Origin of the sequence: Varibaculum cambriense, assembly GCF_032557235.1 — a bacterium.
Classification (GTDB): Bacteria; Actinomycetota; Actinomycetes; order Actinomycetales; family Actinomycetaceae; genus Varibaculum; species Varibaculum cambriense_C.
In genome coordinates this window covers 76,450-90,786 of sequence record NZ_JAWGMB010000005.1, presented here as the reverse complement: position 1 = coordinate 90,786, position 14,337 = coordinate 76,450, and the positions used below count along the sequence as shown (strand labels likewise).

At 50.6% G+C, this 14,337-nt stretch carries 11 protein-coding genes and 1 tRNA gene; 6 read left to right on the top strand and 6 right to left on the bottom strand.

Features of this window, described 5'->3' with window-relative positions:
* Positions 1 to 28: 28 nt before the first annotated feature.
* From hsdR to E6072_RS05465, 3 genes are read left to right on the top strand one after another with little or no spacing between them, the layout of a single operon-like run.
* Positions 29 to 3,286, top strand: a complete 3,258-nt coding sequence (gene hsdR, locus E6072_RS05475; RefSeq protein WP_316694304.1) for a type I restriction-modification system endonuclease — start codon at positions 29 to 31, stop codon at positions 3,284 to 3,286.
* Positions 3,283 to 4,692, top strand: coding sequence for an N-6 DNA methylase (locus E6072_RS05470; RefSeq protein WP_316694302.1), 1,410 nt, complete (start codon positions 3,283 to 3,285; stop codon positions 4,690 to 4,692). The genes hsdR and E6072_RS05470 overlap by 4 nt, the downstream gene beginning before the upstream one ends.
* Positions 4,692 to 6,047 (top strand): restriction endonuclease subunit S, encoded by a 1,356-nt coding sequence (locus E6072_RS05465; RefSeq protein WP_316694300.1) that lies wholly within the window; start codon positions 4,692 to 4,694, stop codon positions 6,045 to 6,047. Before E6072_RS05470 ends, E6072_RS05465 begins: the two co-directional genes overlap by 1 nt.
* Here the strand turns inward: E6072_RS05465 and E6072_RS05460 are convergent.
* The 3 genes from E6072_RS05460 to upp form a co-directional block, all read right to left on the bottom strand.
* Complete coding sequence (locus E6072_RS05460) at positions 6,044 to 6,226, bottom strand: hypothetical protein (RefSeq protein ID WP_316694299.1); 183 nt, start codon at positions 6,224 to 6,226, stop codon at positions 6,044 to 6,046. The genes E6072_RS05465 and E6072_RS05460 overlap by 4 nt on opposite strands.
* Before the next feature lie 306 nt (positions 6,227 to 6,532).
* Positions 6,533 to 6,617 (bottom strand) — tRNA-Ser (locus E6072_RS05455).
* A gap of 415 nt (positions 6,618 to 7,032) precedes the next feature.
* Entirely contained in the window at positions 7,033 to 7,674 is a 642-nt protein-coding gene (gene upp, locus E6072_RS05450) for a uracil phosphoribosyltransferase (protein ID WP_101930517.1), read from the bottom strand.
* 136 nt (positions 7,675 to 7,810) lie between these two features.
* Here upp and ppk2 point away from each other — a divergent pair, with 136 nt between their 5' ends.
* Together ppk2 and E6072_RS05440 are read left to right on the top strand one after the other, a co-directional pair.
* A complete protein-coding gene (gene ppk2, locus E6072_RS05445; protein WP_316694295.1) occupies positions 7,811 to 8,722 on the top strand; it encodes a polyphosphate kinase 2 in 912 nt (303 codons plus the stop codon).
* Positions 8,706 to 8,939, top strand: a complete 234-nt coding sequence (locus E6072_RS05440; protein ID WP_316694293.1) for a hypothetical protein — start codon at positions 8,706 to 8,708, stop codon at positions 8,937 to 8,939. Before ppk2 ends, E6072_RS05440 begins: the two co-directional genes overlap by 17 nt.
* On the opposite strand, the gene E6072_RS05435 is transcribed toward E6072_RS05440, so the two are convergent.
* Together E6072_RS05435 and E6072_RS05430 are read right to left on the bottom strand one after the other, a co-directional pair.
* Positions 8,936 to 9,934 carry a sugar phosphate isomerase/epimerase gene (locus E6072_RS05435; protein WP_316694291.1) on the bottom strand — a complete coding sequence of 333 codons (999 nt, stop codon included), beginning with the start codon at positions 9,932 to 9,934 and terminating at the stop codon, positions 8,936 to 8,938. The genes E6072_RS05440 and E6072_RS05435 overlap by 4 nt on opposite strands.
* Positions 9,935 to 9,959: 25 nt before the next feature.
* Positions 9,960 to 11,144 carry a Gfo/Idh/MocA family oxidoreductase gene (locus E6072_RS05430; RefSeq protein ID WP_316694289.1) on the bottom strand — a complete coding sequence of 395 codons (1,185 nt, stop codon included), beginning with the start codon at positions 11,142 to 11,144 and terminating at the stop codon, positions 9,960 to 9,962.
* 240 nt (positions 11,145 to 11,384) lie between these two features.
* On the opposite strand from E6072_RS05430, the gene E6072_RS05425 reads away from it, so the two are divergent.
* A complete protein-coding gene (locus E6072_RS05425; RefSeq protein WP_316694287.1) occupies positions 11,385 to 12,395 on the top strand; it encodes a LacI family DNA-binding transcriptional regulator in 1,011 nt (336 codons plus the stop codon).
* Between the two features lie 278 nt (positions 12,396 to 12,673).
* Here the strand turns inward: E6072_RS05425 and E6072_RS05420 are convergent, their stop codons facing one another.
* A complete protein-coding gene (locus E6072_RS05420) occupies positions 12,674 to 14,335 on the bottom strand; it encodes an MFS transporter (RefSeq protein ID WP_316694285.1) in 1,662 nt (553 codons plus the stop codon).
* Between the last annotated feature and the right edge of the window lie 2 nt (positions 14,336 to 14,337).

Here is a 14,337-nt window from a genome sequence, read left to right as displayed (position 1 = left end):
AGGATATCCCGCTCACAGGAGAATGATCATGCGAAGCAGCTTTGACTATTTTGAACAGCAATTTCCTTCTATCACGAACTTTGGACGGCTAGCGGAATCCTATGCGGAAGATGATCCTAGTGCTTCGATTTGGAAAAGCGGCTTAATCGCCGAGTCCATCGTTTCAATGATTTACAAATATGACCACATACCTGAACCCACAGACCGTACTGCTGTTACCCGCATAAACTTTCTCAAATGGAAAAAGCTTCTTCCCAATGATATTGCAAACCTCCTGCATAATGTGCGAAGGGCAAGAAATAAAGCTGCACATACCGGAGAGGGAACCACCGAAAAAGCAAAGAGAATTTTGCCAGCTATCTATTCGCTTTCTGTTTGGTTTGCTAATACTTACGGTAATTTTCAAGACCCGTTTCCTAAATATCAACCACCAGCAGCCCCTCCTACAGAACAACTGCAGGCTTTGGAGGCAAAAGAGGAAGAGCTAGCAAAACATGATGAAATTCGGGCGGAGCAGGCGCCCACAGTCGCCAAGTCTGACCGCATTAAGCGCAGCGAATCTGCAAACAATCAACGCCCAAGGTCTGAGGAAGAGACCCGGCTAATTATTGATGCCCAGCTTACGCAAGTAGGCTGGGAAGCCGACACCGCCAACTTACGCTACTCAAAGGGAACTAGACCTCAAAAAGGTCGAAACCTGGCTATTGCCGAGTGGCCCACGGATTCTAAAGTTGGAAGGAACGGGCGAGCCGACTATGCCCTCTTTGTCGGCGAAGAACTAGTCGGGATCATCGAGGCAAAAGCTGAATCTGAAAACATCCCCTCTGTCCTTGACTATCAGGCCAAAGACTATGCTTGTCAGATCAGAAAGGAAGACCAGCATTACACGATTGGACGCTGGGGAGATTTCTTTGTTCCGTTCATTTTTGCGACCAATGGCAGACCCTATCTTAAACAGTTTGAAACCAAGTCCGGCATTTGGTTCCGTGATGTCCGCGAACCAGAAAATAATCCCTACGCGTTGCCAGGATGGCCGCGTCCGGAGGGACTCAAAGATAAGCTCGACCACGATAAGAAAGCTGCCGAGGAAAAGCTAACAAGTTTTAGTGACCAGATGCTTACTGACCCTAACGGCCTTAACCTGCGAAACTACCAGGTAGACGCGATTCACGCTGCAGAGGACGCGGTTGACAGCGGTAAAACTACTGCTTTACTGGCGATGGCAACCGGAACCGGCAAGACCCGCACCGTCTTGGGTATGATTTACAGATTCCTCAAGTCTGAACGATTCCGCAGAATCTTGTTCCTGGTGGATAGAAATGCACTCGGAGTGCAAGCTACGGATGCTTTCAAGGACGTGAAACTTGAAGAACTCATGACCCTTGACAAGCTCTATAACGTGCAAGGATTAGGGGATAGTGATTTCGAGAAGGAAACCAAGGTTCGGGTTTCCACTGTCCAGAGCATGGTGAGGCAGGTTTTTTATTCTGGTGGCAGCCCCTGCCCTGCGGTCACCGACTATGACCTGATTATTGTTGATGAGGCGCATAGGGGATATCTCCTTGATAAAGAAATGACCAATGAAGAGGCACAATATCGCGATCAATATGAATATCAGTCAGCTTATAGAAGCCTAATCGAGTATTTTGATGCCGTGAAAATTGCGCTAACTGCCACTCCTGCTTTGCACACTACCGAAATTTTTGGTCAACCGGTCTATAGCTACAGCTACCGCGAAGCAGTTATGGATGGCTGGTTGGTGGATCATGACGCACCGCACCGCTTAACTACCCAGTTATCGACTGAGGGAATCCAATTTAGGAAAGGGGAAACCCTTCCGCTTTTCGATGTGGCCACCGGCGAAATTACTAATAGTGAGCAACTAAAAGACGAGGTTAACTTTGAAATAGAGCAGTTCAACAAGCAAGTTATCACCAAAGAGTTTAACCGCACAGTTTTGGAAGAAATTGCTCAAGACCTTGACCCTAGCTCCCCGGAAGAAACCGGCAAAACCCTGATCTATGCAGTTGACGACTCTCATGCAGATATGCTTGTTGACCTGCTTAAAGAGATATTTTCCTCTATGGGGGTTGACTCCGATGCGATTATGAAAATAACTGGCAGCGTAGCGGGGGGAAACAGACGGAAAATCGAGGAGGCGATTAGGAGATTTAAGAATGAATCTTACCCCTCGATTGTTGTCACCGTTGATTTGCTTACTACCGGCATCGATGTTCCTGCTATCACCACTCTAGTTTTTCTGAGACGCGTAAAATCCCGCATACTGTTCGAACAAATGCTGGGTAGGGCTAGCCGACTTTGTCCTGAGATTGCGAAAGAAAAATTTGAAATCTATGACCCCGTTGGCGTTTATGAAGCACTTGAAGCTATCAACACTATGAAACCGGTAGTCGCTAATCCCAATACTCGTTTCGCCGATCTTATCGAAGGTATAGATAATGCCTCTGACGAAAATTCGGTGAAAGCAATTATCGATAAAGTTATCGCAAAAATTCAGCGAAAAAAAACTCATATTACGGGCAAAGTCGCTGATCAAGTGCAAGCACTTTCTGGGCTAGAGTCTGTAGACAAGATTATTGAGACCCTTAAAGGGTCCCGCCCGGCTGATGCTGCGGCTTGGGTTAAAGACCATGGGGAACTATTTAATTACCTTGATGAAACCAACTTTGGCAAACCAAGGAAACTGGTAATTTCCCATAAAGAGGACAAGCTGCTTGAACACACTCGTGATTACGGGAAGGCAGATAACCCGAAAGATTATCTTGACGAGTTCACCCAGTTTCTTGCCACTCACCGTGAAGATATAGCCATCCTGAAAACTATTTGCACCCGTCCCGCTGACCTCACCCGCGAGGAGCTTAAGTCTTTCAAATTGCTACTTGACCGTGAAGGGTTTACGGAAGCTCAACTCTCTCGGGCTGTTTCGCAGATGTCTAATCAGGAAATAACTGCCGATATTATTTCTTTGGTACGCCGCTACTCCATCGGGTCTCCTCTGGTGAGCCATCAAGAGCGGGTTCGCCGGGCAGTGGAAAAAATTAAAAACCACCACTCTTTAAATAAAATTCAGCTTGGCTGGCTGGATCGCATCGAGCAATACCTCGAGAATGAACCAATCATCAGCCCACAAACCTTAGATAGTGATAGTCGCTTCCGCCAGCGGGGAGGTTTAAAGAAAGCTAATCTGGTTTTCGGAGATAAGGTCGACGAAATAATTCACGAACTCAACACTTACCTGTACGAAGATCAAAAGGAAATCGCATGAACAACCAGCAGATTGTGGCTAAACTATGGAATCTTTGTGATGTGCTCCGTGATGACGGAATCACCTATCACCAGTATGTCACCGAACTTACCTACATTCTGTTCCTCAAAATGGCGAAAGAAACCGGGGCAGAAAAAGATATCCCGGAACAGTATCGTTGGGATCAACTTTGCGCCAAGAGCGGTATTGAACTTAAACGTTTCTATCGCGATCTCCTGCGATACCTGGGTGAGGAAACTCGGGGACGTATCCAAGAAATTTTTGCGGGTGCCGCTACAAATATTGATGAACCCAAGAATCTCGAAAAAATCATTAAGTCTATTGATGCGCTTGACTGGTTTTCTGCCCGCGAAGAAGGGCTCGGTAATCTTTACGAGGGCTTACTAGAGAAAAACGCTAATGAAAAGAAATCCGGGGCAGGGCAATACTTCACTCCCCGAGTTTTGATTGACGTGATGGTGCGGTTAATTGATCCGAAGCCTGGCGAGTTATGTAATGACCCTGCTTGTGGCACTTTTGGTTTTATGATTGCTGCCTCGGCTCATGTCCGTAAAGCAACCGATGATTTCTTTGATTTGAGTGAAGATGAAGCCCGCTTCGAGATTCAGGAAGCTTTTAGCGGGGTGGAACTGGTGCATGATACTCAGAGGTTGGCGTTAATGAACGCTATGCTTCACGGGGTAGAGGGGCCGATACATTTAAACGACACCCTGTCACCATTTGGTAAAAATCTCCGAGATTTCGATGTGGTTCTCACCAATCCTCCTTTCGGGACTAAGAAAGGCGGGGAACGGGCTACTCGTGACGATCTTACTTTCCCCACTTCGAATAAGCAGCTGAATTTCTTGCAGCATATATATCGCAGCCTTAAACGTGATGGAAGAGCCGCCGTGGTTCTGCCCGATAACGTGCTTTTTGCTGGTGGTGAAGGTAAACGTATCCGTGAGGATTTCATGGATAAATGTAACCTCCATACTATTCTTCGTTTACCTACCGGGATTTTTTATGCGCAAGGGGTGAAAACAAATGTGCTCTTCTTTGACCGGGGACAAACCGAAAAGGGTAATACCACCGGCGTTTGGTACTACGATCTTCGTAATGAGATGCCGTCTTTCGGTAAACGAACCCCGCTAACTACCGCGCATTTTTCCGATTTTGAGACCGCCTATACGGCAGAGGATCGTTCCACAGTGAAAGATAAGCGGCTCAGCTATTTCTCTCGTAAGGAAATCCGTGATGCCGGGGATTCCCTGGATCTGGGGTTGATGCAACCAGAAATGGAAACCATAGATTGGGAAACCTATGACCCTGCCGAGCAAGCCAACGAAGCTGCCGACCTTCTCGCAGAAGCTAGCGACCTGTTGCGTTCCTTAGCCAAGGATCTCACCCTAGCCAAGGGGGAATAATGGCAAAAGCAAAAAAGATACCCCTGATTGAAGACTTTAACCATATCCCCGTAGAATCCCTGGTTCCGGAGGAAGAGCAGCCATATCCCCTACCCGAGCATTGGAAGTGGGTGCGGCTGGGGACAACTGTAAAAAATATTACCGTCAAAACAGAATCGTTTGATGCCGCTGATAAATACCTTGGGCTGGAGGACTTAAACACTGGGGGTGGCATTTTACGAATTTCTGACACGCACGACCTAAAAAGCGCCAAGACCGTTTTCCAATACGGTGATGTCCTGTATGGAAAACTCCGCCCGTATCTTAACAAGCACGCTGTCGCTAGTTTTTCAGGAGTATGTTCAACTGACATATTGGCGCTGCGCCCAGAGAAAATAATTGACGCGGCTTATTTAGATTTCTGGCTTTCAACACCATTTTTCCTAAATGCGGCAATAACTAATTCAAAGGGAGTTAATCTACCCAGGGTTTCTTTTAATAGTATTGCGCAATACCCATTCCCACTGCCTCCAATTGAAGAGCAGAAACAGATTGTCGCTTATCTTGACGAGAAACTTGGGAAGATTGATAGCGTTCACGACAAACTCCAAGACTTCCTGGATCACGCAGCCCAACGCAAAGATAACCTCATCCAAGCCGGAGTAACCGGTCACCTGACAGAAAAGTGGCGAGAAAAAAACCAGGATTGCTCACGAACGATGTTCACAAATGAGGAGCTACAGCAAGTTTCAGTCCCTGAAACGTGGAAGTGGCTACCCCTGGGTGATGTAGCCACGATACTAAATGGCGATCGAGGAAAGAATTATGCAGGTCGCTCTACTTGGATTGATTCCGGGATCCCCTTTGTAAATGCAGGAACTCTACAAAACTCCGTACTAACTGAAGAGGGAATGAATTATATCTCTAAGGAGACGTATTCTAAGCTAAACGGTGGAAAACTAAGACCTGGCGATATTTTATTCTGCCTGCGAGGTTCGTTGGGAAAGTGTGCCTTGAATACCTCATACCAAGAGGGGGCAATCGGTTCTTCAATTGCAATTATACGAAGTGGAGATAGCGCTAATCCCAGGTTTAGTTTTTATTATTTCCTCTCACCTATTTCACAGATTATGATTGACGAGTTCGATAACGGGTCAGCCCAACCCAACCTATCCGCAAAGAGCCTTAAACTGTTCAAAGTTCCACTCCCACCTTTGGGTGAGCAGAAAGAAATTGCGCGAATTCTGGACGAACAACTTGAACGTATTGAGAGAACAGACAAACTGGTTGCAGAAGTGCTGGAACGTTTAGACACTATGAAGCAACAAATAGTTTCTGCCGCGTTGGCGGGACGACTCTCTCTGCAAGTATCCTAGGCGCCACTAAAACCTTCTCGCTTATGGATAGTTGCTTTGGGCTCTATTTCCTTCTTCAATTGCTTTATTGGTGTAACTACCTGTGGGTTTTCTAGGTCAAAATATTCGAGGACGTCCTCACCGTCGTCGAATTTTTTATCGATCTGCTCGGCGGTCAAGGTATCAAATGCTTTACTCATAAATCTCTATCTCCTTCTGCCTGGCGCGCCGCACCGAAACTATCCTCACGTGCGAATCGCCTTTGCACACGAAACGCCAACAACCAAACCCCACCTGAAACACCTTGCGGCAAACGTAAAACCGCTCCGCGGCTTCACATACCGCTGCGTCAAAAATGCCCACAAGCGCAAGCGCTTGGGGCATACACCCAACACCAAAACCCCACCTGAAATACCTTGCGGTATTAGTAAAACCGCTCCGCGGCTTTACATACCGCTGCGTCAAAAATGCCCACAAGCGCAAGCGCTTGGGGCATTTTTTCCTTGCGGTAGCGGTGGGATTTGAACCCACGGTGGGTTGCCCCACACAGCATTTCGAGTGCTGCACCTTCGGCCGCTCGGACACGCTACCAGGTAATTCTATTCAGTTGTTGGTGTGGTTACTCGCGGCCGAAGGCACCGTAGGTACCTGAGGCGTAAAGCGAGGAAACGCCACCTATTCATTGGTTACGGAATCTCGCGGCCGAAGGCACCGAAGGTACCTGAGGCGCAAAGCGAAGAAACGCCACCTATTTATTGGTTGCGGGATCTCGCGAAGCGCGAGGAACCGCTACCAAATGCTGTATTAACAGACCTTCAAAAGTTTAGCGGATTTATCCGCCAGAACTAAACTTTGGGCGCGAAATGTGATCACTCCCGCGGCTAGTCCCTTCGCGTCGTCGCCGTGGCAAAACAATCACCGCCGCGTAACCACGCCAAACCTCGCTAAACAGAGCAGAGCCGCCAGCACGCTGCCTCGCAACCGTGCTATACAACTCCGAACGCTACTACTGATCTACAATCCCGTATAAACGGTCACCGGCATCGCCCAGACCAGGGCGAATATAAGCCTGCGGGGTAAGCCCCTCATCGAGCGCCGCCACCACCACGGTAACATCTGCCCGCTGACCGATATGTTCTTCTACGTGCTTAACCCCTTCGGGAGCTGCCACCAGGCAGATACAGGTAACATCCCGGGCGCCTCGCTCCAGAGCGTAATCTATTGCGGCCACCAGGGTGCCGCCGGTTGCCAGCATGGGATCGACCAGGAATACTTGCCGGTCAGTTAAATCTTGGGGCAGACGATTCGCATAGGTTTCGATCGCCAAAGTTTCTTCGTCCCGTTTCATCCCCAGGAAACCGACCTCTGCGGTCGGCAGTAAGGCAGTCATACCAGACAGCATCCCTAACCCGGCACGCAGAATCGGAATCACGATCGGGCGAGGCGTCGAGATTACCGCGCCTTCCATGGGCTGAATCGGGGTTTCGATTTGCTTGGGAGTTACCCGCACGTGCCGAGTGGCTTCATAAGCGAGCAAGGTAACCAGTTCATCAACCAGTTGCCGAAACACCGAAGAGGGGGTGTCTTTATCTCGCAGAATGGTCAGTTTATGTTTCACCAGCGGATGGTCAATGACTTTAAATTCCATACTTTAAAACTAGCTTGTTTTCCCTTCGCCTGCCTACTCTTTACCGCTCCTTCCCTAAAAATATTCTTCCCGTTTTACCTCCACACAGCGCACCCCTGATCTACGCTAAGAATTACCGCCAAGCCAGGAGATACCGATGAATCAAAGCGAACATGGGATTAGTGAAGCTGACGAAATCAAGGTACAGAAAATCCCTAATAAAGTTTATGAGGCCGAGCTTTACCGCTTACAGGGCGAACTCGGAAAGCTGCAAACGTGGGTGAAAGCTACCGGTGCCCGGATCGTAGTTATTTTTGAGGGACGCGACGCGGCCGGTAAAGGCGGCACCATTAAACGAATGACCGAATACCTTTCCCCGCGGGTTGCCCGGATTGTGGCGCTACCTAAACCGACAGAGCGGCAAGAAACTCAATGGTATTTCCAGCGTTATATCGAGCATCTGCCCGCAGCCGGCGAAATCGTCCTCTTCGATCGTTCCTGGTACAACCGGGCCGGGGTAGAAAAAGTGATGGGATTTGCCCGCCCTGACCAGGTGCAACTGTTTATGCGGCAATGCCCCATCTTTGAACAAATGTTAGTCGAGGACGGTATTTACCTGCGTAAATATTGGTTCAGTGTGTCAGATAAAGTACAGTACAAGCGTTTCAAATCTCGCCTCGGTGATCCGTTACGCCAATGGAAACTCTCCCCCATGGATTTAGAATCCATCACTCGCTGGGAAGATTACTCGCGTGCCAAGGACGACATGATGGTACATACGGACACTTCGGTGGCGCCTTGGCATCATGTGCTTTCTGACTCTAAGAAGCAGGCGCGGTTGAATATGATTCATCATTTCCTCAGCTCTATCCCCTATACGGAGATTCAAAGCGATGCGGAGCCGATCAAGTTGCCTCCGCGCCCTAACTCCAGTGGTTATATCCGTCCTTCGGTGGCGGTTTCCAAGTATGTTCCTGATTTTGCGGGCGAGGTTGCCAAAAAACACAAGAAAAAGAAGCTTGCGGGCACTGAGGAAGACCTCAAGAAGTATCGTGATAACGAAAATTGATTTCCAACCCTTGGGCGTTTGGGTCACCTCTATCCACCCCGGGCGAGTCGATACCGATATGCAACACGTTTTGCAAGAGAACGCTGACTATTATGATCCCGCCGATCACATGACCGTGGATTCAATCGCCAGAGCGGTTCGTTTCGCTATTGATTCTCCAGAAAACGCTATGGTGGAAATGGTATCGATTCGCCCGGTGCGGCAGGTGCGGCGCTAAGCGTTCTGCGCGGCGATCAGGTTTTCTGCCCCGAGGCGGATACCTTCTAGCTGGTCGTAGGCGGCATCCTCATGCTCGATGTTGATGTTCATTTCCGGATCGATCTTGGCAATCGCGGCTAGGAACTCGCTCCACCAAGGCACGTCGTGACCTTCACCGATGGCAACGAAGCGCCAGGCGGGATCAGAAGGCCAGGACGAGCAGTAGTGATCCATCCCTACGGGGGTGCGCGCGGATTCGTCCTCGGGAACCGGCCCGAAGGAAGGATCGAGTACCCCGCGAGTGGCTACCCCTGGCTCAATCTTGGTGTCTTTGGCGTGCACGTGCACGATCTTGTCACCGAGCAGTTCGATCGACTTCATAATGTCCATCCCCTGCCACATCAGGTGGGAAGGATCCATATTTACCCCAATGTTCTTGAAGCCGCCGACCCGTTCGTCAAACTCAAGGAACTGGGTGGGGGTGAACACGGTGTTGGTGGGATGCAGTTCCCAAGCCAGTTTCACTCCCGCATCTTGGGCGCGCAGATCCATTTCTTTCCAGAATTTCTCTAGCACCCCGTACTGGTATTCCAGGACTTCTAACTGTTCGCCGTTCCAGGGGTTAACTACCCATGCCGGATATTTGGCGTCCGGGTCGGTGCCGGGCAGCCCGGACATACATACGATTTCTTTGATCCCAAGTTTTCCGGCCAGTTCGATGGCGCGTTTGAGGTCATAGGTGTGGCGCGGCCCCACATCGGGCAGGGGGTCTAGCACATTCCCAGAGGTATTCAGTCCGGCCAGCCGCATTCCTTTTTCTTCGAAAATGCCCAGGTAGTCTTCACGAGCGGTTTTTGAACCGATGAGCAGGTCAACCGGGCAGTGCGGGGAGGGAATGAAGCCCCCCACGTTTACTTCCGCGCCGGTTAGCCCGAAGGATTTCAAATGATCGAGCGCCTCGGGCAGAGTGAAGTTGTGTAGACAGGCGGTGTAAGCACCAAGATTCATAGCCATGGTTTTTTCCTTTTCGTGATTTTGGTTATTTGATTTCCATTTCGGCGCCACCGTTGGCTGCGCATTTGGCAATAGTGTCGAGGATCCGCATGGAGCGGTATCCATAGGCAAAGTCCGGCGTGGGAGGCAATCCGTCATTAACCCCGGCTACCTGCTCTAAGAAGGCGTGAGCCTGGTACACGAACTGCTGGATTTGGGTGACCCCTACTCCCCCGAAGTCCATCGAGGATCCACCCTTGAAGTAGGGAAAATCAGGGTTAACGAGGACGCGGCGCGGGCCGCCTAACCCGTCAGGAGCACTCTGGTCATCAACCATGATTTCCCCGGCGCGCGCCATATCGAAGGAGACCATTCCTTTGGTGCCATTAACGGTGATTTGCATGGAGTTCGGGGATCCGAACGCTACCCGGGAAACAGAGAAAGTCCCAATAATGCCATTTTCAAATTTAAGAGTACAGGTGGCAACATCATCGTTTTCTACAGTTTCAGTTGCTTCGGCCTGTGAGGACGCGCCGCGCCCTCCTGCTACTCCTTCTAGAGCCGGGGGACGCTTCTTGATCACGGTGGAAAGCTGGGCGCCAGCGACCGCCTTTAGAGGACCACAGATAAATTCTGAGGTATCAACTAGATGGCTGCCCACATCTCCGAGAGCACCCGAACCCATCGACCCCTTATAGCGCCAAGCAATCGGAGTGTTCGGGTCACAGCCGTAATCGCACCAGTAACGCGCGTCAAAATACGTGATTTCTCCCAGCTGTCCGCTTTGCACCATTTCCGCAATTTTTGCCAGTCCGGGATTGCGGCGATAGCAGTATCCCAGACCGGTTACTACTTTGTCGGTTGCCCCGAACTCTGCCATCGCTTTAGCGTCCTCTAAGTTGTCGGTAAGGGGTTTTTCACACAGGACATGCTTGCCCGCTTTCACCAGCGCCTCGGCCATTTCACGGTGCAACTTGTTGCCCACCACAATCGAGACAATGTCGATATCGGGGTCATCTACAATGTCTTTCCAGTTGTCAGTGGCTTTTTCATACCCGTAGTCACGGGCGGCAGCCTCCGCGAAAGGAAGATAGGCATCCGCGATAGTAGCTAGGCGAAGCCGCGGTAAGTCTGAGGCAAACACAGTGTTGACTTGCCGCCAACCATCTGCGTGGGTTCGCCCGGCCATACCCGCGCCGATCACCGCCACCGATAGAGTTTCTTTAGTCATTTTTTCTCCTCTTTGAGTTTTCTAGTGTCTTGATTCCTGGCGAAAGCGCCCCCGCAAACCAGTGTTAACACGCGTTAACTACTATCCATAGTAAAGGACTTTTTTCCACAAATCAAGGCCTATTTTCAAATATTTTTCGAAGCCTTCTAAAATCTAGGTTCTGCGCTTCTAGCAGCCGAGATTCTTAACTGCACCATCAAGTCACCCCTATTTTTTTCGCGTGTTATTTATACTTGGGCTATGAGTTTTCGCCCTACGCAAGCAGATGTAGCCCGCAAGGCGGGAGTATCACGCGGATTAGTTTCCTTGGCGCTATCTGATTCCCCGCGGGTTAATGCGGAAACTAAGGCCAACATTCTGCGCGTTGCCTCGGAAATGGGATACGTACGCAATCAAAATGCCGCGTTCTTATCGACCTCCGGAACCGATCTTCTCGGGGTAATCCTGCCTGACTTGCAAAATCCTTTTTTCGAAGAGGTCGAGGATGCGCTGCGCCTCGCTGCAGAAGAAAACAAACTTTTATCTTTGGTTTCAACTGCACGTCAGGATCCGGAAAAAGAATGGAACCTGATAAACCGCTACCAGGAGATGCAGACTATCGGGGTCATCCTGATCTCCCCTGCCTCCTCCCAAGAGCGCCTGGCGCACCTGTCTGAAACCTTCCCCCTAGCGGTGCTGGGGTTAAAGTACGTGGCAGGAAAAATAGACTCTATCCATATGGACGAGGAAGCAGCAGCCCGGCTAGCGATCACTCACCTAGCCGAGTGTGGATACGACCGTATCTTTTCTTTATCCAGTCCGGAAAGCGTTGATCAGGCGGTAGTGACCCGCCGCAAAGTGCAGCGAGAGGCCTTTGAGAGCCTCCGCAAAAAGAGACAGAATTTCCCAGGGTTTCAGGCTCTGGTACCAGATCTGGAACCGGGTGAACAGATTCGGCAATGCCTGGAAGGATCGGTGGCAAAGCGGCCAGCGTTTATTGCCCACAATAATCTGATAGCTATCGAAGCTTGTACCGCGCTGCGCGCCCTCGGGATGGAACCGGGTAAAGACTGTGGATTAATCACCTATGACGACACCTACTTGGGACAGCTAGAGGAATTCTCTATCACTGCTATCGACCAACATGCGGATCAGTTGGGTGAACAAGCCGTTGCCGCCTTGGCTAAGCGCTACGCTGCCCCGGGCGAGCCCGGACAAGAAATCGCGATTCGTCCCTCTTTACTGCAGCGCGCCACCACCTGTAAAAAGTAGCGCTAAGCGATTCTGAAGCCCACAGTCCGAGTTCCGCGCTCTCCGATTACAAAAAGAAACGTACCCTGATGAGGACATCGCGCTCAGCCCCGCTCTCGCGAGAAGCTATCTCTCGCTACATTACCGTGAAAGTGCTGCGCCGATCCCCCGCTCCCGGAAGAACCTAGCGCTCGCCCTCGTAAATTTGGAAATAAACACGAATAATAAAAACCCTGGCCTGCCAGCGAACTAACGAATAGTTTGCCGACAGGCCAGGGCGATAGCTGGGTATATAGCTATTACTTGGAGTACTTAGCCTCCAGGTTCTGTTCCACCTCTTCCAAGGTGTAAATCTTGGTTTCCGGAACGAACTTAATGTAGAAGCACAACGCAATCACGTTGATGATTCCGAAGACCAAGTAGGTACCGGAACCACCCAGGTTCTCGATCATCCAGGGGAAAGTTCCCGCAACAATCGCGTTGAAAATCCACAGCGCGCAAACCGAGATTCCCTGCGAAACCCCGCGGATCTTCGCCGGGAAGATTTCGGACAGCAGCACCCAGTGAATGGTTCCCGACTGCTTAATGAACAGGAATACCGACACCAAAATCAGCACCAACCACGGCAAGAAGTTGGGAATATCGCTGGCCACGTTGCCGTGGGCATCCATATGGGGCTCAATACCCCAGTAGAACACTCCGGCCAATACCAATAGGGAAATCGCGACCCCGGTTTCTTGGTAGATACCTACGGTACGGCGATAGAGTTTTGCAATCAGCAAGAAGCCCACTGCGGATCCAACTGCGGAGAAAGTACCGGTTACCACGTTGAGCATAATGCCTTGACCAGTATCAAAACCGGCGGCGGTTAGAATCTTGGGCATGTACCACATAGCGGTATTAATCCCGGTGGTCTGGTCGAAGATCCCCAGGAACACCCCGATGATTAGTACTTTACGTGTCCAGGGAGTGCTCCAAATCCGGGAGAAGCTCCACTGTTCTTCTTCCTCTTCTTTACGGTGCAGTTCGATCATTTCGTTGGTTTCGAACTCTACTTCTTCATCGGTGTCACGCACGCGTTTCAAAGCACCAATGGCTTCATAGTAACGCTGGTTAGCTGCATACCAACGCGGAGATTCCGGCATGACCCGCATACCTACCCATAGGCAGATGGCGGGAATAGTAGCGATTACCAACATCCAACGCCAGGCGTTACCGTTACCGCCAGAGAGCACCATAGTCTCGCGGACGGTATCCGAGAGGCCAGACAGGCAGTCCCAAGTGTAGGTGCCACCGGCCTGCACGGCCTTACCGGCATCCGGGGATCCCTTAGGGCAAACAGCGCCCGCGCTAATGGCTTTCACGGTTGCTTCGGGAGCGTTATGCGCCTGCGAGAGGGCGGCGTTACAAATATAGGCAACTAGCTGCCCAAACACGATCATGAACTGATCTACTGCTACTAGCGGACCGCGGATTCGTTTCGGCGCAGTTTCCGCTAGATAAAGCGGAACCGAAGAGGATGCGCCGCCTACTGCCCAACCGAGAATGAAGCGGAAGGGGTAAATCACCCATACGTTGGGGCTGAAAGTACAACCCAAGGTACCAACCAGGAAGATGACCGCCAAGACCATAATGTTGGTGCGGCGCCCGATCCGGTCAGTGAGCCACCCGCCGATTAAGGCACCGAAGGCTGCACCGATGGCGAGCATGGCGTTGACCCAACCCTCGTGCAGGGCATCTAGCCCCAGCCCTCCGGCCACATTGTCCATATACATATAGGGCAAAGCGCCGGCGATTACTCCGGTGTCATACCCAAATAGCAGCGACCCGAAAGTGGCGGTAGCAGCTAAAATTATGGTGCCGCGATGCGGCCCGGACATGGGGGTCTTGGCCACCATCTCTTTAACTTTTTCGGGAGAGGGTGGGGTTGCCAGCTTCTCCTTATAAGCATCATTGCTCATAT

What these genes read in the sequence shown, in the direction of transcription:
- E6072_RS05435 (WP_316694291.1), bottom strand. Translation starts at nt 9,934, where the DNA reads ATGGCTATGAATCTTGGTGCTTACACCGCCTGTCTACACAACTTCACT.
- E6072_RS05425 (WP_316694287.1), top strand. Translation starts at nt 11,385, where the DNA reads ATGAGTTTTCGCCCTACGCAAGCAGATGTAGCCCGCAAGGCGGGAGTA.
- upp (WP_101930517.1), bottom strand. Translation starts at nt 7,674, where the DNA reads ATGGAATTTAAAGTCATTGACCATCCGCTGGTGAAACATAAACTGACC.
- E6072_RS05420 (WP_316694285.1), bottom strand. Translation starts at nt 14,335, where the DNA reads ATGAGCAATGATGCTTATAAGGAGAAGCTGGCAACCCCACCCTCTCCC.
- E6072_RS05465 (WP_316694300.1), top strand. Translation starts at nt 4,692, where the DNA reads ATGGCAAAAGCAAAAAAGATACCCCTGATTGAAGACTTTAACCATATC.
- hsdR (WP_316694304.1), top strand. Translation starts at nt 29, where the DNA reads ATGCGAAGCAGCTTTGACTATTTTGAACAGCAATTTCCTTCTATCACG.
- E6072_RS05470 (WP_316694302.1), top strand. Translation starts at nt 3,283, where the DNA reads ATGAACAACCAGCAGATTGTGGCTAAACTATGGAATCTTTGTGATGTG.
- ppk2 (WP_316694295.1), top strand. Translation starts at nt 7,811, where the DNA reads ATGAATCAAAGCGAACATGGGATTAGTGAAGCTGACGAAATCAAGGTA.
- E6072_RS05460 (WP_316694299.1), bottom strand. Translation starts at nt 6,226, where the DNA reads ATGAGTAAAGCATTTGATACCTTGACCGCCGAGCAGATCGATAAAAAA.
- E6072_RS05430 (WP_316694289.1), bottom strand. Translation starts at nt 11,144, where the DNA reads ATGACTAAAGAAACTCTATCGGTGGCGGTGATCGGCGCGGGTATGGCC.